Origin of the sequence: Nocardia higoensis (assembly GCF_015477835.1) — a bacterium.
Taxonomy (GTDB): Bacteria; Actinomycetota; Actinomycetes; order Mycobacteriales; family Mycobacteriaceae; genus Nocardia; species Nocardia higoensis_A.
On the sequence record NZ_JADLQN010000008.1, the window covers coordinates 78,197 to 97,560 of the forward strand.

Here is a 19,364-nt window from a genome sequence, read left to right on the forward strand (position 1 = left end):
TGTTCTGCTGTCATCCGGCTGCACAGGTAGAGACGCAGGAGTGGTCCCGTACTGATCTGCCGCCGCAAGTGATCTGCGTCACTGGTACAGGAGCGCTTCGAAGTCTCGCGGCTCGGCGAGGGCGCTCACTACGACGATCCGCCGTAGTGAGCGGCGAGCGCGGCGGCGCGGTCGCGGAGGGAAGTGCGCAGCGATGGTGGCGCCAGGGCTTCGGCATCCGTGCCGAGTTGCCACAGCGCCCATTCCGCGTGCCGCGAATCCTGGAAGGCGACCTCCAGTCGCAGCCAGCCGTCGGCGTCGTCCACCTCGGTGCGGACGGTCACAGCGGTGCGCACCAATTCCTCGCGCCGCGTCGGGTGCACCCGTACCAGCGCGGCGACCTGGTCACCGCCGTTCCTGAACCGGGTGCCGCGTTCCTGCCAGGCCGCGTCCAGATCGACCCGATCCGCTCGCTGCGCCGGCTCGGGCAGCGCCTGCGCTGCCAGTATCCGCGACATCCGGTAGGTCCGGTCCGCGCCGGATCTGGTGGCCAGCAGGTAGCCCTGGTCGCGAACGATGACGAGGCCGATCGGATCCACCGTGCGCCACTGGGGGTCCTGATCGACAGCCGCGTACCGGATGCGCAGCTTGTTCCCGGCCAACACCGCGCGCCGGACCTCGGCCGAGATGGTGCCGGGCACCTCCTCGGCGACGAGTCGTCGCGACAGCAGATCGGTCTCCGGGTCGATGAGCAATCGCTCGGCCACGTCGGCCGCAGTGCCTTGCACGCTCGCGGGCAGCGCGTCGACCACCTTGAGCATCGCCGAGGCGAGCGCGGAGCCGAGGCCGAATGCCTGTGGACCGCGCCGTGATCCGGCGACCAGCAGGGCAAGCGCCTCGTCGTGGTTGAGTCCGGTGAGCTCGGTCCGGAAACCGGGCAACAACGCGAACCCGCCGTGGCGTCCGCGTTCGGCGTAAACCGGGACACCGGCCGTGGACAGCGCCTCGATATCGCGCAACACGGTGCGGGTGGACACCTCCAGCTCATCGGCCAGCTCGGCCGCGGTCAGCCGACCGCGCCGGCGCAGCAGCAGCACCAGCGACACCAACCGATCGGCGCGCATGCGAAAACTCTAGCGAATACACGACACAAGATGTCGTGAATTATGACGAGGCTGACCACCACGGTGTCCCCGATGGACCGGCGGACGTCCGTACTTCGACGAATCGAACGGAGCTGATGTGGTAGCGAAACGAACGGCGGTCAACCCGGTGACGTGGTCGGTGGCAATGGGATTCAACCAGGGTGAACTCGTCTCCGGGCACACCCGAACCCTGTACTGCTCCGGCCAGACCGCGATGAGCGGCGACGGCCGGCCCCTGCATCCCGACGATATGGCGGCGCAGTTGGCGCTCGGCGTCGACAACGTGGAGGCTGTGCTCGGCGAGGCGGGCATGTCGCTGGCGAACCTCGTCCGGCTCAACGTCTACACCACCGACGTCGATCTGCTGCTCCAGCACTACGGCGTCCTGGCGTCACGATTGGGTGCTGCCGGGGCGGCGCCCGCCACCACGATGCTCGAGGTCACCCGGTTGGCGATTCCCGGCCAGATGGTCGAACTGGAGGGCACCGCCGTCGACTGATGGCTGCCGATGCCTGATCCGCCTCGGTGAAACGGGTGGTGACCAGGGCAGAACAGAGGCCCTGACCAGCTCAGCCGGTCAGGGCCTCTATCGTGTCTCAACCACACGAGTCGGGGTGACAGGATTTGAACCTGCGACCTCTTCGTCCCGAACGAAGCGCGCTACCAAGCTGCGCCACACCCCGTGGAGTGAAACCTGAAGTAGCTTACAACAGGGCGGGCTCAGTCGTTAAACCGGCAGGTCAATCATGGTTTATAGGGTCGGATGCTGGCGAAGATGCGGCGGGCGGTGGCGGGGTCCACGGCCTTGGGGACGCCGGTGTCGGCGGCGATGACCATGACGAGGCTGCCGGTGTCGGCTCCGGTGGCGAAGGTGTACACGGAGAACGCGGGGGCGCAGCCGGGGGCCGGGTTGTCGATGCGGCCGCGGGCTTCGACGAAGGTGCCGTGTTGCCCGCCGTCGAGGGAACTCAGCGGCTCGGTGGTGGTGGGGACGGCCTCGACGGCGTAGGCGATGCGGGCGGCCTTGGTAGCGGTGTCGAGTGCCGCGGCGGTGGCGTCGGTATCCGGGGAGCCGGTGAGGAACGAGACGGTGCGGGTGGAGCCGGGACAGTAGTCCTTGCCCTCGGAGGCGTAGCCCTTGCCGCCGATGGTGTCGGGAGAGTCGCCGAAGCCGCCGGAGTAGCCGGGGGAGGCGATGATCCAGTCCGCGGGGACGTCGTAGGCGGCGTCGCTGTCGGGGGCGACGACGGCGCGGTAGCCGGGGATCAGAGCGGCGGCCGAGATGACGGGTTCCTCCGGTTCCTCGGCGTGGGCGGACCGGGTCAAGGCGCTCACCAGGCCGGGGGTGTCATCGGCCGTGGAGTCCGAACCGTTGGCGGAGATGGCGACGGCGGCTCCGGCGACGAGCGCCACAGCGGCTACGCCTGCCCCGAGCCTGCGGTATCCCCCGGAGTCGGGGTGGTAGAGGGCGCGGGCGACCTCCATGTCGTCGAAGCCGGGGGTGTCGGCGAAAGTGGCTGTCCCGTAGTGGGATCGGGGAGGGATCTGAGCAGCCGCGGTGCGGCCGATGTCGAATCCGCGCGGGGCGTCGGGGCCGGGATCGATGTCGCCCGGAGTGCCGTCATTCGCCGCGAGCGGGCCGCGAGCCCCCGCGGACGGCGGCGGCGCCACCGGCGTGCCGCCCGAGCGGGTTGCCGAACTCTCCTGCGCCCGTGGGTGATCGGCGAGTGCGGGCACCGCTCCCGTGCGCGCGTCCCGAGTGAATCCAGTGCTCATCGTCGTCCCCTCCTACGACCGACGTTCGTTCCCGGCACGCGACCCTACCGACGAGTGCGGCTCGATGCCTACTCGCCACCCCCGTATCCGGGTCGCGTGCCGCGGAACGAAGCGCGAAACCGCTGTGCGCGGTTCCCCTTTCGCGTTCGTTCAGCTCGCCACGGACTGCGAGGAGGCCCGCCCCTCGCTGGTCTCGGCGATCGGGCGCTTCGGCGGCGCGGCGACCAGGGTGAGCAGGGTGGCCTCCGGGCGGCAGCAGAACCGGTACGGAGCCCACGGCGAGGTGCCGATGCCCGCGGAGACGTGCAGCTGGGTATGCGCGCCCCAGCGCGAGGGGCCCTTCACGCGCGACTTGTCGATGCCACAGTTGGTGACCAGCGCGCCGTAGCCCGGCAGCACCAGCTGGCCACCGTGGGTGTGACCCGCCAGCACCAGGTCGTAGCCGTCCTCGGCGAAGCGGTCGAGCACCCGGGGCTCGGGGGAGTGGGTCAGGCCGATGCTGAGGTCGGCCAGCGGGTTGGGGGCGCCCGCGATGGTCTCGTAGCGGTCGCGGCGCAGGTGCGGATCGTCGACGCCCGCGGTGGCGATGCGGATGCCGGCCACCTCCAGGTCGCGGCGCACGTGGGTCAGATCCATCCAGCCGCGCTCGGAGAACGCCGCGCGCAGATCCTTCCACGGCAGCGGCGCGCCGTACACGCGGCGATGATCGTTCTTGAAGTACTTCAGCGGGTTCTTCGGCACCGGCGCGAAGTAGTCGTTGCTGCCGAAGACGAAAAGACCGGGGCGCGCGAGCAATCCGCCGAGGGACTGCACGACCGCGGGCACCGCCTTCTGGTGCGAGAGATTGTCGCCGGTGTTGACGACCAAGTCGGGCTCGAGCCGATCCAGCTCGCGCAGCCACTGTTGCTTGAGCTTCTGTCCGGGCATCATGTGCAGATCGCTGATGTGCAGCACACGCAAGCTCGACGATCCGGGAGGCAGGACCGGCATGGTCGCTTCACGCAGGACGAACGCGTTACGTTCTATCAGCGAGGCGTAGCCGATTCCGGCCACCGCGGCCCCGGTAGCTCCCAACGCGGTTCGGCGGACCAACGCGGTTCGGCGGACAGAGGTCGAGATCACGGGCATTTGCCCAGCATAGGTGAGCACGATGAAGATCGCTGAGTGTGTTTACGCACACGTTCGGTGAAAACGGGCATATCTCCCGCGTGTCGCCACCTACGCGCGCGAACCCCCAGGCGGGCCCGTGTGACGGCGCGGTGGAAAACTCCGCGGATGCCCGGTCGGCGAGCGACTACCGTGAGCCCCATGTCGGAACTCAAAGAGCGTCTGCGCGCGGACATGACCGCGTCGATGAAAGCCAAGGACACCCTCCGTCTGGCGACCCTGCGCATGCTGCTGGCCGCCATCCAGAACGCCGAGGTCGCCGGAACGCAGGCGCGCGAACTCTCCGATGCGGAGATCGTCGCCGTCCTGCAGAAGGAGGCGAAGAAGCGTCACGAGTCCGCCGAGGTCTACACCCAGGCCGGTCGCGGCGAGCTGGCGGCCAACGAGCACGCCGAAGCGCACATCATCGACGAGTACCTGCCCACCCAGCTCACCGAAGCCGAGGTGGCCGATCTCGCCGACACCGCCATCGCCCAGGTCGCCGAGGAACTCGGGGAGCGGCCCGGCATGCGGCAGATGGGTCAGGTCATGAAGATCGCGACCGCGCTGGCCGAGGGCAAGGCCGACGGCTCGCGGATCTCCGCGGCCGTCAAGGCCCGCCTCTGACAACTGTCGGCTCCAGCCCTGTGCGGGCTCCGGGTCACCTGGGCCACCACGGTGGCAGCGGGAAGTTCGGCAGCGCCGGTGGCGGGCCGGGAGCCGCAGGTGCCGGCGCGCTCGGCGTCGGCACCTGCCGCTGGGTTCCGTCGCTGATGTAGATCGTCACGACCGAGCCCGGGATGGCCGAGCCGTTCGGTGCCATGCTTGTCACGCTGCCCTTCGGCGGCGGACCGGCGCCGTCGACGGCCGAGACCTGGAAGCCCGCCGAGGTCAGCGCGCGGGTCGCGTCGGCCTGCGACATGCCCACCACGTCGGGGACCTGGGCGTTGTTCGCGCCGCGCACGTACTTGTCGTCCAGCGGAGGCAGCACCGGCGGCGGGAACTCGCCGGCGACCGCTTTCATGGCTGAGAACCAGGTGCGGGCGGGCTCGTTGCCACCGAACAGGTTGCCGCTGCCGCAGCTGCGCAGCGGGAACGAGCAGATCTCGCTCGGGGTGGGGCTGTCACCGTAGACATAGGTCGCGGCGGCCAGCGAGTTGGTGAAACCGAGGAAGGCCGAGGAGCGGTGGCTCTCGGTGGTACCGGTCTTACCGGCGACCGGCAGGTTCCAACCGGTCGCCTGCGCCGCGCCCGCCGCGGTGCCCGAGGTGTCGTCCTTGCTCATCGCGTTGGCCAGGGTGTTGGCCAGGCCCGGTTCGACGACCTGCTCGCAGGCCTGTTCGGTCAGCGGCACCGGCTTGCCGTAACGGTCGACGACCTCGGCGATCGGTGACGGCGGGCACCAGCGGCCGCCCGAGGCCAGCGTCGCGGCGACATTGGACAGCTCGAGCGGATTGATCGCGACCGGTCCCAGGGTGAACGAACCGAGGTTCTGTTGCTTGACCATCTCGGCCACGCTCTGGTTGCCGTACCCGGACGTGGCGGGCTTGGTGAACGAGCGCATGCCCAGCCGGATCGCCATGTCGACGGTCGGTGTCACACCGACGTCCTGGATGAGCTTGACGAAGGTGGTGTTCGGCGAGGTGGCCAGCGCCTCGGTCACCGACATCGGTGACCGGTAGGTGCCCGCGTTCTCGACGCAGTAGGTGGCGGGCGGGCAGCCGCGCGCACCGCCGTCGCCCATGCCTCTGGCCTCGTAGCGGCCGGGCACGTCGAGCTGGGAGTTGATGCCCATGCCCTTCTCCATCGCCGCCGCGGTGGTGAACAGCTTGAACACCGAGCCCGCGCCGTTGCCGACCATGGAGAACGGCTGCGGCTGCACGGTCTCGAAGCGGTCCTGGTCCAGGCCGTAGGTCCGGCTGCTGGCCATCGCCAGGACCGGATGCCGATCCTGGCCGGGCGCGATCACCGACATCACCTCGGCGACGTGCGGCACGTCCGGCTTGGCGTGATCGTTGATGGCCCGCTTGACCGAGTCCTGCACACTCGGATCGAGGGTGGTCCGGATCAGATAGCCGCCCTTGTCGATCTGCTCGCGACCGATGCCCGCATCGGCCAGGTACTGCAGCGCGTAGTCGCAGAAGAAGCCGCGATCGTTGGCCGCGATGCAGCCGCGGGGCAGGCCTTTGGGTTCGGGCAGCACGCCCAGCGGCTGGGACATGGCCGCGCGGAACTCCTCGGCGCGGTCAGGGATGTTCTGCACCATCGTCTGGAGCACGGTATTGCGGCGTTCCCGTACGCCCTGCTCGTTGGTGTAGGGGTTGAGCTTGGAGCTGGACTGCACCATGCCGGCGAGCATGGCCGACTGCGCCACGTTCAGGTCGGCGGCGTCGATGCCGAAGTAGGTCTGCGCGGCGTCCTGGATGCCGTAGGAGGAGTTGCCGAACGGGACCAGGTTCAGATACCTGGTCAGGATCTCGTCCTTGGTCAGTTCCTTGTCCAGGGTCAGCGCCATCCTGATCTCGCGGATCTTGCGCGCGGGCGTGGTCTCGATGGCGGCGCGGCGCTCGGCGTCGGTCTTGGCGACCACGAGCAGCTGGAAGTTCTTCACGTACTGCTGATCGAGGGTCGAGGCGCCCTGCTGGACCTCGCCGCTGCTGGTGTTGGTGAGGAAGGCGCGCACGGTGCCCTGCCAGTCGACGCCGTCGTGATCGGCGAAGCGCCTGTCCTCGATCGAGATGATCGCCAGCTTCATGTTGTTGGAGATCCGTTCGCTGGGAACCTCGAAGCGCCGTTGCTCGTAGAGCCAGGCGATCGGGTTGCCGTCGGCGTCGACCATCGTCGAGACAGCGGGGACGGTGCCCTCGACGAGCTCGGCGGAGACATTGTCCACCGCGTCGGCGGCGCGATTGGAGACGAAGCCGAAACCACCGGCGAGAGGGAACAACAGTCCCGCCACTAGCACGGCGGCCAGCACGCAGCTTCCGGCGAGCTTGGCGAGCGTATGTGTGATCGGCACGTTCGACACGGTGCCAAGACTACGGGGTGCCCCCGACGGGCCTGCGAGTGTGTTTGCCCCGCTTCGGAATATTCACGCGCAACTCGGCGAGTCTGCGTGTTCTCCGGGCATGTCCGGCGTGTCGTATGCAGTGTCGGGCGTGTCGTTCCTGCGTGTCGGGTCCAACAACCGACCGACCGGTCTTGAATGAGCAGATGCATGGACGGGCGTACCAAAAGATCACGCAACGGTCTTGCGCTCGACCCATACCTTTACCTAGATTGAGACCCAGTGTGATGGAGCTAACACTCAAAGTGGAATGTGGTTCAGTCCGCAGCAAGGGACGGGTAGCTGCGACTGGCACGCGATTCTGGAGCGCCGATTACCGGTGTTCGGACTGCAAAGGGGCACACCAAATGCAAATGACAACCCCCATCGCTCGATTGGACGTGGAGCAGGCCGAAGCACGAATCGCCTGGGTTTCCCAGGCCCGATGCAAGGAAGTCGATCCCGATCAGTTGTTCGTCCGCGGCGCGGCGCAGCGCAAGGCGGCCACCATCTGCAGGCACTGCCCGGTGCTCATGCAGTGCGGAGCCGACGCTCTGGACAATCGAGTGGAATTCGGTGTGTGGGGCGGCATGACCGAACGGCAGCGGCGCGCGCTGCTCAAGCAGCACCCGGAGGTGACCTCCTGGGCCGACTTCTTCCAGGCTCAGCGCCAGCATCAAGTGGCTATGTGAGCCACACGGAAATCACGCAGAGAGACCTCGAGCCCGCGAGCGATCGCGGGCTCGACGGCGTCCGGGTGTGCCCGAACGCCCACCGAAGCGCGCGGGCAGGTTCGCCGTCTACCTGGGCGATACGCCCGGCTAGACGGTCGCGGACGCGCCGGTGAGCTGATCGGCGACCGCGCGCAGGGCGTCGAGATCGGAGACTTCGAACGGCAGCGCTGTCACCGCCGCGATGCTCACCCGCGGATGCGCGCCGGTGAACCGCACCAGCAGATGACGCTCGCGTTTGGCCATGGCGACGCGATCGGCGTGGATGCGCAGTACCGCCGTGGTCAGCGGATCCTCCTCGGCCAATCGGTCGGCGGCGGTGAGCGCGTGATCGCCGGGCAGCGTGCTCAGCACCGGATGCGTCCGGTTGAGCACCAGGCCGGCCAGCGGCATGTGCTCGGTGGAGAGCCGGTCGACGAAGAACGACGCCTCGCGCAGCGCGTCCGGTTCGGGCGCGGCCACCACCAGGAAGTGTGTGCCGGGGGTGGAGAGCATCGCGTACGTGCGGTTCGCCCGCTCCTGGAACCCGCCGAACATCGTCTCCAGCGACTGCAGGAAGTTCGAGGCGTCCTTGAGCATCTGTCCGCCGACGATGGTGGACACCCCGCGCATGGCCAAGCTCATCGCGCCGGTGACGAACCGGCCGACCCCGCGCCCGGGCGCCATGATCAGCCGGATCATCTTGCCGTTGAGGAAGGTGCCCAGTCGCTTGGGCGCGTCGAGGAAGTCCAGGGCGTTGCGCGAGGGTGGGGTGTCCACGACGATGAGGTCCCACTCACGCCGGGACGCGAGCTGACCGAGCTTCTCCATCGCCATGTACTCCTGCGTCCCGCCGAAGGACGAGGCCACGGTCTGATAGATCGGGTTGGCGAAGATCTGCTCGGCCTTGTCCGGGCTGGTGTGCTCGAGGACCATGTCGTCGAATGTGCGACGCATGTTCAGCATCATCGCGTGCAGCTCGCCCTTGGCCTCCGGCCCGAGCTTCACCCGCTGCGGTGCGTTGTCCAGATCGGCCACGCCGAGCGACTGGGCCAGCCTGCGGGCCGGGTCGATGGTCAGCACGACCACCTTGCGGCCCGCTTCGGCGGCGCGCAGTGCGATGGCCGCGGCGGTGGTGGTCTTGCCGACGCCGCCGGAGCCGCAGCACACGATGACGCGGGCGGTGGGATCGGCGATGATCCCGGAGATGTCGAGGGTGTTCATCGCACTCCCTGCGCGCTCAGGTGTTCGGCGAGTTCGTAGAGCGCGCCGAGGTCGATACCGTCGGTGAGGGCGGGCAGATGCATCTGCGTGACGCCGAGTTCGTTCAGTTCGGCGGCGTTGGCGTCCTGCGCCCGCAGCCGGATGGCGTGCTCCACGGTCTCGGTGATCAGGCCGTCGAAGTCGTCGTCGGTCACAGTGATGCCCGCGCGGTCGAGTCCGGCGCGGATCGTGTCCCGGTCCAGCTCGCCCGCGGCGGCCAGGTCGCGCATGTCGGTCGGCAGGTGACCCTCACTCGCGCGATTGACGATGACCGCGCCGATGCGCAGATCGTTGGCGGTGAGCTCGGCGATGGCGTCCGCCGTCTCCTGCACCGGCAGTGCCTCGAGCAGCGTGACCAGGTGGATCATCGTCTGATCCGAATGCAGCAGTCTCGACACGCCCTCGGCCTGGGCGGCGATCGGCCCGCCCTTGGCGATCTCGGCCATCGCCTTGGTGACATCGAGGAAGCTGCTGATCCGGCCGGTCGGTGGGGCGTCGACCACGATCTCGTCGTAGGCCGGTCTGCCCGCCTTGTCCACGCGGACCGCGCACTCCTTGATCTTGCCGGTGAGGATCACATCCCGCAGACCGGGCGCGATGGTGGTGACGAACTCGATGGCGCCCATCCGGCGCATGGCCCGGCCCGCGAAACCCAGGTTGTAGAACATGTCGAGGTATTCCAGAAAGGCGTGCTCGATGTCCAGCGACAGGGCAACCACCTCGCCGCCGCCGTCGGCGGTCGCGATCTTGGTCTCGGTGGGTGGCAGCGGCGGCAGGTCGAACAGCTGGGCGATGGACTGCCTGTTCTCCACCTCGACGAGCAGCACCTTGCGCCCCCCGGCTGCCAGCGCCAGTGCCAGCGCCGCGGCGACCGTGGACTTGCCGGTCCCGCCCTTGCCGGAGATGTAGTGCAGACGGGCCTGTTCGGCCCGCTTCGGCCACCCCTTGTCCGGCTCCGGCTCGGCCGAAACGGGATCAGCAGTTGGTACTCCCACGCTCGCGAGCCTATAACTCCCCGGCAGCGGGTGGCGTGAGGACGGCTGCGACGGCCCGGATTCGCCCGCGACCGCACCGCCGGACCGAGGGTCAATACACTCGGCCCATGACGACATGGGAATACGCCACCGTGCCTTTGCTGACGCACGCCACCAAGCAGATCCTCGACCAGTGGGGCGCCGACGGGTGGGAGCTGGTGACGGTGCTGCCCGGCCCGACCGGTGAGCAGCACGTCGCGTACCTGAAGCGCCCCAAGGCCTAGACGACGGACCTGGAGAACAGAGTGAGGAGACGGGAGAGGTGACGGCGATGACGGGACCGGCGACGCGCTGGCAGGAGAACCTGGATCGGCTCGGCGTGCGGCTGCCCGCGGTGGCGGCGCCGGTCGCGGCCTACATTCCGGCGGTGCGCACCGGCTCGCTGGTCTACACCTCCGGGCAGTTGCCGTTCGTGGAGGGCGAGCTGTCCGCGATCGGCAAGGTGGGCGCCGAGGTCTCTGCCGAGGCCGCGAAGGAGGCGGCCCGGTTGTGCGCGCTGAACGCGCTGGCCGCGGTGCACGATCTGATCTCGCTGGACGAGGTGGTGCGAATCGTGAAGGTGGTCGGCTTCGTGGCTTCCGCGCCGGGTTTCACCGATCAGCCGATCGTGATCAACGGCGCCTCGGAATTGCTGGGCGAGGTCTTCGGCGACGCGGGCGTGCACGCGCGCTCGGCGGTCGGTGTGGCCGAGTTGCCGAAGAACGCGCCGGTCGAGATGGAGCTGATCGTCGAGGTCCGCGGCTGAGTTCCGGCCCTCCGCGAGGTGCACCGAGGGGTTGCTCGTGGCGGGGCACGATCCCGGCTCTGCCGCCGCGGCGATCGCGGGACTAGCGTGGATCGTGCCCGACGGCGTGTGAACAGAGGTGAGAGCGATGGCGGCGACGCATCCCGCGTACGGACAGGTGCGCCAGGTGACTCCGTCGGCGGCGGTGCTGCTGGCGGACAATCCCGGCCGGATGACCTTGGACGGGACCAACACCTGGCTGCTGCGCGCGCCGGGCGCGTCGGGGTACGTGGTGGTCGACCCGGGCCCGAAGGACAAGAAGCACAGCGAGGCCATCGCCGCCGCGACCGATGGCGATATCGTGCTGACGTTGGTCACCCATCACCATCACGACCACACCGCCGGCCTCGATCGGCTGGTGAAGCTGACCGGGACGCCGGTGGCCGCCGCGCACTCCGACTATCTCGATCGCTGGGAGGCCCCGCTGTCCGACGGCGAGGTGCTCGAGGCGGCGGGCCTGAAGATCCGCGCGTTGGCCACCCCCGGGCACACCGCCGATTCGATGAGCTTCGTGCTCGACGACGCGGTGCTGACCGGCGACACCATCCTGGGCGCGGGTACCACGGTGCTGGAGTCGCGGTCCGGCGCGCTGGCCGATTACCTCGGCTCGCTGGACCGGCTGCTCGCGGCCGGGGCGGGCAGGGCCCTGCTGCCCGCCCACGGCACCGAGCACGCCGACCTGGAGCCGGTCGCCCGGTATTACGTCGCGCATCGGCACGAGCGGCTGGATCAGGTGCGCGCCGCGCTGCGTGAGCTCGGTGAGAACGCGGGCGCGATGTCGGTGGTCCGCAAGGTGTACGCCGATGTGGACAAGCGGCTGTGGCCCGCGGCTCGTAGTTCGGTCCAGGCGCAGCTGGACTACCTGCGTTCCCACGAGTAGGTCCTGTCCTCGTCCGCGCCCCTCCGGCGCGGACATGCGAAGGCCCGGCCGGACCCCCAGAGCACAGAGCACGGGGTCCGGCCGGGCCTTCTCGCCTGTACGGCCGAGAACTGTCGCCGGGTCAGCGGGCGCGGCGGGCGAGGCGCTCGGAGTCGGAGATGAGCACGCTCTTGCCTTCGAGCCGCAGCCAGCCGCGGTGCGCGAAGTCGGCCAGCGCCTTGTTCACGGTCTCGCGGGAAGCGCCGACGAGCTGGGCGATCTCTTCCTGGGTCAGGTCGTGGGTGACTCGGAGGGCGCCCGCCTCCTGGGTGCCGAAGCGCTGCGCGAGCTGCAGCAGCGCCTTGGCCACACGACCGGGAACGTCGGTGAAGATCAGGTCGGCGAGGTTGTTGTTGGTGCGCCGCAGACGGCGGGCCAGCACTCGTAGCAACTGCTCGGCGATCTCGGGCCGTTGATCGATCCACGCCTTGAGCGCGTCGCGGTCCATGGTGACCGCGCGGACCTCGGTGACCGTTGTCGCGGTCGAGGTACGCGGACCGGGATCGAAGATCGACAGCTCGCCGAACATGTCCGACGGCCCCATGATGGTGAGCAGGTTCTCCCGGCCGTCCGGGGAACGGCGGCCGATCTTCACCTTGCCCGCGGTGATGATGTACAGCCGGTCACCGGGTTCGCCCTCGTTGAAGATGACGTGACCGCGCGGAAAGTCCACGGGCTGCAGTTGTTTGGCGAGTGCCGCCACCGCGGTGGGCTCTACGCCTTGGAAGATGCCTGCTCTGGCGAGGGCCTCGTCCACGAATGTGCTCCTTTGGGAAATGGCTCTAGTCCTGGACCGAAGCGAATCGGCCGAAAGCGCAGTCTACGCGGACGTGCGCCGAGGTAGTGACAGACACCACGTTACAAGTGAGTCCCGTGAACGGGCGAGGCGGAACCGAAACCGGCGGATGCCGGCTCGGCCCGGGCAGTGTCAGCTCGCGCGAGCGACGTCGAGGTCGCCGCGCGTCGAGCCGCGCTTGCGCATCTTGGCGACGGCGGCGGGCACGCCGAGCTCGGTCAGCTCGTCGACCTCGGCGTTGCTCGCCTTGTCCAGGTATTGCTGAACCTCCGGGTCCGGTTCGAGAAGTTTGCGGAGCCGATTCTCGAGCCGCTCCATACCGAGGGCGAAGATCATCAACGCCATCGGGAAGAGCACCACAGCGAGTCCTTGCATAGCGTGGAGTTAACACGGTGTAGGTCTCGGATGGAACACGTGGGCCGATGGGAAGGGATCCGGGTCACCCCGATTCCGTATGGTGAACCCGTGCGTGTCTCCCCGTCGTCCATCGTCGCCACAGGGTCTCCGGCCGCCGGTTCGCCGGGTGTCACCCCCTCGATTCCGGATGCCGAATCGCCCGCTCCCGCCGCGCCGCGCAAGCGCGGATCCCGCTCGCGACAAGGGGAAACGCGGCTGGGACTGGTGCGTAGAGCACGTCGGATGAATCGTGTTCTCGCCGAGGCTTTCCCCGGCGCGCACTGCGAACTCGACTTCACCACACCGCTCGAATTGGCGGTCGCGACAATCCTTTCCGCGCAATGCACCGACGAGCGCGTGAATCTGACCACACCGGCCTTGTTCGCCCGGTATCGCACCGCTCGCGACTACGCCGAGGCGAACCGAGCCGAACTCGAGGAATTCATCCGGCCGACCGGTTTCTTCCGGAACAAGACCTCGTCGCTGATCGGGCTCGGGCAGGCGCTGACGGAGAAATACGAGGGTGAACTGCCTCACACCCTCGAAGAATTGGTGAAATTGCCCGGAATCGGGCGGAAAACGGCCAATGTCATCCTCGGTAACGCCTTCGGGGTCCCGGGGATCACGGTGGACACCCATTTCGGCCGGTTGGTTCGCCGCTGGGGCTGGACCAGCGAGGAGGATCCGGTCAAGGTCGAGCACATCGTCGGCGAACTCGTCGAGCGCAAGGAGTGGACGATGCTCTCGCACCGGGTGATCTTCCACGGTCGGCGCGTGTGCCATGCCCGCAAACCCGCGTGTGGCGCGTGTGTGCTCGCCGCGGACTGCCCGTCCTTCGGCCTCGGTCCGACCGACCCGGTGGCGGCCGCCGCACTCGTCAAGGGGCCTGAGCGTGATCACCTGCTGCGGATGGCGGGGCTGTGAGCCGATTGCCGGTGTCCGCGCGGCTGGCGCTGGCGGCGCTGATCACGGTCGTCGCGCTGGCGGTCGCGCTGTGGCCGCGCGAGGCCGAGCGCGACTCTGTCGAACGAGACCCGTCCGGCGGTGCGGTCCCCACACAGCTTCGCGAAGAGGCGGCGCTGCCCCCTTGCCCGCGGCCTGCCGACGACGTCCCGGGCCGGGGACCGCTGGCCGGTCTCACAACGGTCTGCCTGGCCGACGGCGCGCCGGTCGATGTGGCCGCCGCGCTGGCGGGCAAACCCGCACTGGTCAACCTGTGGGCGTACTGGTGTGGTCCGTGCGCGCAGGAATTGCCGCATCTGCAAGACTTCGCGGACCGGGCGGGCGCGGCGATCACCGTGCTCACCGTGCACAGCGATCCCGACGAGGCGAAGGCGTTGTCCCGACTGGCCGGTCTGGACGTGCACCTGCCCGGCGTGCTGGATCCGGACGCGCGGATCCGCAGCGCGGTCGGGGCGCCCGCGGTGCTGCCGATCTCGGTGCTGCTACGGGCCGACGGCTCGGTCGCCGAGGTAGTGGTGCGCACGTTCACCGGTGTGGACGACATCGCGAACACCGTGGATCGGGCCCTCGGGGTACGGATGTGAGCGCGATACGGGCGGCTTCGTGAGAAAGTCGATGGCGTGGGAATTTCACACGGGAAGCTGACGTAGAAAGCTTCGGATAGGCATCTCGCAGCATCTGTTGCGGGCGGACAGATGGTTTGTGGAGGTGATGGTGCGCACGTTCAGCGGAGCCGGTGATCCGGCGGCCAGATGCTTGCGCGTGGGTTGCTCCGCTCCGAAGGGAGCGGACGCATGACCATCGAACTTCCGCACGACACGCCGGTCTGGCTGCGTCGCGTCACCGAGCCCGCCTCGATGGAACGCGGCAGTGGAACGTCCAAGGCGCGCGTGCTGCGCCGCCTCATGACATTGACCTCGCCCGCCCGCGAGGCGGCCGTACTGGTGCTCTTCGAGGGCTCGCCCGAACCCGGCCCCGGCGCGCCGGGCGGCCTGCCCGCCGACGCGCACGTCCTGCTCACCCAGCGCGCGTCGACCATGCGTCAGCACCGCGGACAGGTGGCTTTCCCCGGCGGCGCCACCGATCCGGAGGACGAGGGGCCGATCGACACCGCGCTGCGCGAGGCGGCCGAGGAGACCGGCCTGGAGCCCGCGGGCGTGCAACCGCTGACCCTGTTGCCGAAACTGTTCGTACCGCCGTCACGCTTCGACGTGACCCCGGTGGTGGCCTACTGGCGTGAGCCGAGCGAGGTACGGGTGGTCGATCCCGCCGAGACGGAACGAGTGGTGCGGGTGCCGATGGCCGGCCTGCTCGATCCGGCCAATCGTTTCCAGGTCCGCAGTCCGCTCGGGTATTCGAGTCCGGCCTTCCAGATCGACGGAATGCTCGTCTGGGGCCTGACCGGCGGCATCCTCGCCGGGCTGATCACCGGCGCGGGCTGGGAGCTCGACTGGGACCGCTCCGACGTGCGGGATCTGGAGAGCTCGCTGGCCGCGGTGGGCATGACCTCATGAGTTCCTCGGTCTGGCTCGATGTCGTCGTGCTCGTCCTGGCGCTGGCTGCCGCGACCTCCGGGTGGCGGCAGGGGGCGGTCGCCTCGGCGCTGGCCTTCCTCGGTGTGGTGCTCGGCGCGGTCGCGGGCATCCTGATCGCGCCGCACATCCTGGTGCACGTCGACGAGGGCCGTACCCGGGTGCTGACCGGCGTACTGCTGATCGTGGTGCTGGTGATCGTGGGCGAGGTGGCGGGCATGGTGCTCGGCCGCGCGGCCCGCAGCGGCATGCACCATCCGTTCACCCGCAGCGTCGACAGCGCCGTCGGCGCGGTGTTGCAGGCGGTCGCGGTGCTGGTCACCGCCTGGCTGCTGGCTCTGCCGCTGGCCACCTCCTCACAGCCGGCGATCGCCTCGGCCATCAACGGTTCGCGGGTGCTCGCCGATGTCAACGACGTCGCGCCGAACTGGTTGCGCAAAGTGCCCAACGAGTTCTCCCGGCTGCTGAACACCTCCGGCCTGCCGGATGTGATCGGCCCGTTCGGCCGGGCACCGATCGCCGCGGTCGAACCGCCGGATCCGAGTGTGCTGGCCAGCCCGGTCGCGGCCTCGCTCCAGCAGAGCGTCCTGCGCATCCGCGGTGTCGCGCCCAGTTGTCAGCGTGCCCTGGAGGGCTCGGGTTTCGTCATCGCGACGGAGCGGGTGATGACCAACGCGCACGTGGTCGCCGGAACGACCAGCGTGACCGTCGATACCGCGCGCGGACCGCTGGATGCCCAGGTGGTGCTGTTCGATCCGTCGAAGGACGTCGCGGTGCTCGCGGTGCCCGGCCTGCCCTCGCCGGTGGTGCCGCAGGCCCCGCGGGACGCGGAATCCGGCGACAGTGCGATCGTGCTCGGATATCCGGGCGGCGGCCCTTACACGGCCAGCGCCGCGCGCATTCGCGAGACGCTCGATCTGACCGGTCCCACGATCTACCGCAACGGGACCGTGGAGCGCGAGGTATACACCGTGCGCGGCCTGGTGCGGGCGGGCAACTCGGGTGGTCCGCTGGTGGACACCCAGGGCCAGGTGCTCGGCGTGGTGTTCGGCGCGGCTGTCACCGACGACGACACCGGCTACGTGCTGACCCTCGACGAGGTGCGCACCGAACTCGACGCCGCCGCGGGTGCGGCGAACGAGGTCGATACCGGAGCCTGTGTCCTGAGCTGAACCGCCTGCGACCACCCGCCGGCCGGTCGCCCGGCGGGCCGGTCGGTTCTGGTGCGGGTCCGGCCTGGGGCGCGGGCTGTCTCAGGCCAGGAACTTGGCCAGTTCGGTGGTCACCGCGTCCGGATTCTCCTGGTGGGCGTAGTGCCCGGCGTCGGGCACGGTGACCAGCCGCCGTCGCGGAGACCATCGGCGCGCCCGATGGAAGGTGGAGCGCAGCAGGTACCCGTCGTGCTCGCCGCGCAGCGACAGCACCGGCACTGCGATCGGCACGCGCATCGTCGCCATGAACCGGCGACCGTCCGGACGCCATTGGCTGCGGAAAGCCCAGCGCTGGTACTCCAGCGCGCAGTGCGCGGCGCCGGGAATGCGGATCGCCGAACGCATCCGGGTGGCGGTGTCGGCGCACTCCTCGCTCGCGCGCCAGCGCGCGCCCGCTCGCCGGCGCAGCATCCGCTCCACCTCGGCGCCGCCCTGGGTGGTCAGCCGGTATTCGGGGTAGCGGGGCGGCTGGCAGCGCAGGAACGCGGGCAGCCAGGCGCGACGCTGGCGCCGGTCCCGCAGCACCGCGCTCTTCAGCCCGGCCGGATGCGGGGAGGCGACCACCGCGATCGAGCGCACCAGCCGGGGATGCAGCACGGCGGTCGCCCAGCACACCAGCCCGCCCTCGGCATGGCCGACCAGCACCGCGTCGGTGTGCCCGAGTGCGCGGATCAGACCGGCGACGTCGCCGGCCAGCGTCCAGCCGTCGTAGCCGCGCGGCGGTTTATCCGTGTCGCCGTAGCCACGCAGATCCACCGCGACCGTGCGGTAGCCCAGATCGGCCAGCGCGGTCAGCTGGTGGCGCCATGACCACCAGAAGTCGGCGAAGCCGTGCAGCAACAACACCAGCGGCGCGTCCGGGGGCGCTGCCGCGAAGCCCGGTGTCGCTTCGACGATGTGGAAGCGAATGCCGTTGGCGTGGACGTCCCGGTGCGTCCACGGACCTTCGTAGCGGACCGTGGACGGATCGGGCGGGTTCGTGGACACGCTCAGTTCGTGGGCTCGGCCAGCGCGACGTGCTCGGCGTGCGCCGACTGGCCGAAGCCCGCAGGCAGCACCGTGCGCGCCTGCTTGAGCGAATCGATCGTCTTCTCCGGCGCGCGCAGCTTCTTCACCCGCAGATAACCGAGCAGTGCGAACGCGACGGTCGTCAGGATCATCAGCGCGAACACGATGAGGAACGCCGCCCAGCGCGCGAGCCACACATCGAGCAGTTCGGCGAGGAAGAAGAAAAAGAAGAACGAGCTGAACAGCAGCACCGTCAGCGCGAGCAGGAAGAAGACACTGCCCTGCAGACCCTTTTTGATCTCGCCGGTGACCTCCGCCTTGGCGAGCTCGACTTCGGCGCGAACCAGCGTCGACATCTGCTCGGCGGCGTCGCGGACCAGGGTGCCGAAGCTCGCGGAACCGGGCGGATTGGCATCCGTCAACGGAATCGAGCTCACTGTGCTCCCGCCGCGTGCGTCGTTCCCGTTACCGCCCTGGGTGAAACTCACTTGGTCGACCCTTCTCCCTGTCCCGGCACATTGCTATCGGAGGCTACCGCCTTTCGGCGGATCACTGTTGTCGCACTCGTCCGGTCGCGGCTCGCGCGTGTCCGGTGCGGCGCGATGGGACACGCCCACGCCGCTACAGTAGCGGCGGCCCCCTGCGGTGCTGCGGTCAAGGAGGTCATCGGGATTGCGGCCTCGGCCGATTCGCGCGCCGCGCCGTCGTCGACCTCGCTCGACGCGAAGGTCGGCGTCGACGGATCACCGTGCTGTCCGGCCGACCGACAGCGCCTGGCTCGTCCGGCGGCAGCCCGACCACGATTTCCTGCCGTCGGTGATCGGACGGCCGCTCGCGAACCGGACTCATCTGCGTCCGGGGCGATTCCGGCGACGACCGGGTCGCCGGTCGTCATCGGAGATCCGGGAGCCGCGGATTCCGCGGTTCAGGCGTTCCCGGCGCGGATCTGTTCGAAGACGGTCGGGTCGACCAGGGTGCTGGTGTCGCCGAGCGGCCGCCCTTCGGCGACATCGCGCAGCAGGCGGCGCATGATCTTGCCGCTGCGGGTCTTGGGCAGCTCCGAGACGATGAAGATGTCCCGAGGCTTGGCGATCGGCGAGATCTCCTTGGACACGGTGTTCTTCAGTTCCGCGACCAATGCGTCTTTGTCGGTGTGGCTGTTGCCGGTACGCAGAATGGTGAAGGCGACGATGCCCTGGCCGGTGGTGGCGTCGGTGGCGCCGACGACGGCGGCTTCGGCGACGGCGGGGTGGGAGACGAGGGCGGATTCGACTTCGGCGGTGGAGATGCGGTGGCCGGAGACGTTCATGACGTCGTCGACGCGGCCGAGGATCCACAGGGCGTTGTCGGTGTCGATCCTGGCGCCGTCGCCGGCGAAGTACCAGCCCTGGGTGCGGTAGCGGTCCCAGTAGGTTTCGCGGTAGCGGTCCATGTCGCCCCAGATGCCGCGCAGCATGGATGGCCAGGGTTGGTCGAGGACGAGGTAGCCGTTGGCTTCGGTGGTGTCGGGTGTGAGGGGGTTGGCGTCTTCGTCGACGACGCGGGCGCTGATGCCGGGGAGGGGGGTCATGGCGGCGCCGGGTTTGGTGGTGGTGACCCCGGGGAGGGGGGAGATCATGATGGCGCCGGTTTCGGTTTGCCACCAGGTGTCGACGA

At 69.1% G+C, this 19,364-nt stretch carries 21 protein-coding genes and 1 tRNA gene; 10 read left to right on the forward strand and 12 right to left on the reverse strand.

Annotated elements, in window-relative coordinates; translation table 11 throughout:
* Positions 1–128: 128 nt before the first annotated feature.
* A complete protein-coding gene (locus tag IU449_RS26125; protein WP_195004814.1) occupies positions 129–1,103 on the reverse strand; it encodes a helix-turn-helix transcriptional regulator in 975 nt (324 codons plus the stop codon).
* A gap of 166 nt (positions 1,104–1,269) precedes the next feature.
* Between IU449_RS26125 and IU449_RS26130 the strand changes: the two genes are divergently transcribed.
* The gene (locus tag IU449_RS26130) at positions 1,270–1,623 is read left to right on the forward strand and encodes a RidA family protein (RefSeq protein WP_195004838.1); all 354 of its coding nucleotides are present in this window, start codon (positions 1,270–1,272) and stop codon (positions 1,621–1,623) included.
* Positions 1,624–1,733: 110 nt separating this feature from the next.
* On the opposite strand, the gene IU449_RS26135 is transcribed toward IU449_RS26130, so the two are convergent.
* The 3 genes from IU449_RS26135 to IU449_RS26145 all read right to left on the reverse strand — a co-directional run bounded on the left by IU449_RS26135 (position 1,734) and on the right by IU449_RS26145 (position 4,028).
* Positions 1,734–1,807 (reverse strand) — tRNA-Pro (locus IU449_RS26135).
* Positions 1,808–1,868: 61 nt separating this feature from the next.
* Entirely contained in the window at positions 1,869–2,900 is a 1,032-nt protein-coding gene (locus IU449_RS26140; protein WP_195004815.1) for a hypothetical protein, read from the reverse strand.
* 150 nt (positions 2,901–3,050) lie between these two features.
* Positions 3,051–4,028 carry a metallophosphoesterase gene (locus tag IU449_RS26145; RefSeq protein WP_195004816.1) on the reverse strand — a complete coding sequence of 326 codons (978 nt, stop codon included), beginning with the start codon at positions 4,026–4,028 and terminating at the stop codon, positions 3,051–3,053.
* 180 nt (positions 4,029–4,208) lie between these two features.
* Between IU449_RS26145 and IU449_RS26150 the strand changes: the two genes are divergently transcribed.
* A complete protein-coding gene (locus tag IU449_RS26150; protein WP_195004817.1) occupies positions 4,209–4,673 on the forward strand; it encodes a GatB/YqeY domain-containing protein in 465 nt (154 codons plus the stop codon).
* A 34-nt stretch (positions 4,674–4,707) separates the two neighbouring features.
* Here the strand turns inward: IU449_RS26150 and IU449_RS26155 are convergent, their stop codons facing one another.
* On the reverse strand, positions 4,708–7,065 hold the full coding sequence (locus IU449_RS26155) for a penicillin-binding protein (protein ID WP_195004818.1): 2,358 nt from the start codon (positions 7,063–7,065) through the stop codon (positions 4,708–4,710).
* 395 nt (positions 7,066–7,460) lie between these two features.
* On the opposite strand from IU449_RS26155, the gene IU449_RS26160 reads away from it, so the two are divergent.
* A complete protein-coding gene (locus IU449_RS26160) occupies positions 7,461–7,784 on the forward strand; it encodes a WhiB family transcriptional regulator (protein ID WP_067864419.1) in 324 nt (107 codons plus the stop codon).
* 129 nt (positions 7,785–7,913) lie between these two features.
* Here IU449_RS26160 and IU449_RS26165 read toward each other — a convergent pair whose 3' ends face one another.
* Together IU449_RS26165 and IU449_RS26170 are read right to left on the reverse strand one after the other, a co-directional pair.
* The gene (locus tag IU449_RS26165; RefSeq protein WP_195004819.1) at positions 7,914–9,026 is read right to left on the reverse strand and encodes an ArsA family ATPase; all 1,113 of its coding nucleotides are present in this window, start codon (positions 9,024–9,026) and stop codon (positions 7,914–7,916) included.
* Positions 9,023–10,060 (reverse strand): ArsA-related P-loop ATPase, encoded by a 1,038-nt coding sequence (locus tag IU449_RS26170; protein ID WP_324188445.1) that lies wholly within the window; start codon positions 10,058–10,060, stop codon positions 9,023–9,025. Before IU449_RS26170 ends, IU449_RS26165 begins: the two co-directional genes overlap by 4 nt.
* 107 nt (positions 10,061–10,167) lie before the next feature.
* Here IU449_RS26170 and IU449_RS26175 point away from each other — a divergent pair, with 107 nt between their 5' ends.
* From IU449_RS26175 to IU449_RS26185, 3 genes are all read left to right on the forward strand, one after another.
* A complete protein-coding gene (locus tag IU449_RS26175) occupies positions 10,168–10,323 on the forward strand; it encodes a DUF4177 domain-containing protein (RefSeq protein ID WP_085998926.1) in 156 nt (51 codons plus the stop codon).
* Between the two features lie 47 nt (positions 10,324–10,370).
* Positions 10,371–10,844, forward strand: a complete 474-nt coding sequence (locus IU449_RS26180; RefSeq protein WP_195004821.1) for a RidA family protein — start codon at positions 10,371–10,373, stop codon at positions 10,842–10,844.
* A 127-nt stretch (positions 10,845–10,971) separates the two neighbouring features.
* Positions 10,972–11,763 (forward strand): MBL fold metallo-hydrolase, encoded by a 792-nt coding sequence (locus tag IU449_RS26185; RefSeq protein ID WP_195004822.1) that lies wholly within the window; start codon positions 10,972–10,974, stop codon positions 11,761–11,763.
* A 121-nt stretch (positions 11,764–11,884) separates the two neighbouring features.
* Here the strand turns inward: IU449_RS26185 and IU449_RS26190 are convergent, their stop codons facing one another.
* Both IU449_RS26190 and IU449_RS26195 read right to left on the reverse strand, forming a co-directional pair.
* The gene (locus IU449_RS26190; protein ID WP_040794055.1) at positions 11,885–12,559 is read right to left on the reverse strand and encodes a Crp/Fnr family transcriptional regulator; all 675 of its coding nucleotides are present in this window, start codon (positions 12,557–12,559) and stop codon (positions 11,885–11,887) included.
* A 171-nt stretch (positions 12,560–12,730) separates the two neighbouring features.
* Positions 12,731–12,973 carry a hypothetical protein gene (locus IU449_RS26195; RefSeq protein ID WP_228805753.1) on the reverse strand — a complete coding sequence of 81 codons (243 nt, stop codon included), beginning with the start codon at positions 12,971–12,973 and terminating at the stop codon, positions 12,731–12,733.
* A 264-nt stretch (positions 12,974–13,237) separates the two neighbouring features.
* Between IU449_RS26195 and nth the strand changes: the two genes are divergently transcribed.
* From nth to IU449_RS26215, 4 genes are all read left to right on the forward strand, one after another.
* The gene (nth, locus tag IU449_RS26200) at positions 13,238–13,918 is read left to right on the forward strand and encodes an endonuclease III (RefSeq protein WP_195004823.1); all 681 of its coding nucleotides are present in this window, start codon (positions 13,238–13,240) and stop codon (positions 13,916–13,918) included.
* Positions 13,915–14,541, forward strand: a complete 627-nt coding sequence (locus IU449_RS26205; RefSeq protein ID WP_324188446.1) for a TlpA disulfide reductase family protein — start codon at positions 13,915–13,917, stop codon at positions 14,539–14,541. The genes nth and IU449_RS26205 overlap by 4 nt, the downstream gene beginning before the upstream one ends.
* 210 nt (positions 14,542–14,751) lie before the next feature.
* Entirely contained in the window at positions 14,752–15,471 is a 720-nt protein-coding gene (locus IU449_RS26210; protein WP_195004824.1) for an NUDIX hydrolase, read from the forward strand.
* The gene (locus tag IU449_RS26215; protein WP_195004825.1) at positions 15,468–16,661 is read left to right on the forward strand and encodes a MarP family serine protease; all 1,194 of its coding nucleotides are present in this window, start codon (positions 15,468–15,470) and stop codon (positions 16,659–16,661) included. Before IU449_RS26210 ends, IU449_RS26215 begins: the two co-directional genes overlap by 4 nt.
* Before the next feature lie 81 nt (positions 16,662–16,742).
* Here the strand turns inward: IU449_RS26215 and IU449_RS26220 are convergent, their stop codons facing one another.
* The 3 genes from IU449_RS26220 to IU449_RS26230 all read right to left on the reverse strand — a co-directional run.
* On the reverse strand, positions 16,743–17,693 hold the full coding sequence (locus IU449_RS26220; protein ID WP_195004841.1) for an alpha/beta fold hydrolase: 951 nt from the start codon (positions 17,691–17,693) through the stop codon (positions 16,743–16,745).
* Positions 17,690–18,196 (reverse strand): phage holin family protein, encoded by a 507-nt coding sequence (locus tag IU449_RS26225; RefSeq protein WP_195004826.1) that lies wholly within the window; start codon positions 18,194–18,196, stop codon positions 17,690–17,692. Before IU449_RS26225 ends, IU449_RS26220 begins: the two co-directional genes overlap by 4 nt.
* Before the next feature lie 437 nt (positions 18,197–18,633).
* Positions 18,634–19,364: AMP-binding enzyme (locus IU449_RS26230; protein ID WP_195004827.1), on the reverse strand; the 731-nt coding region annotated here is incomplete at its 5' end.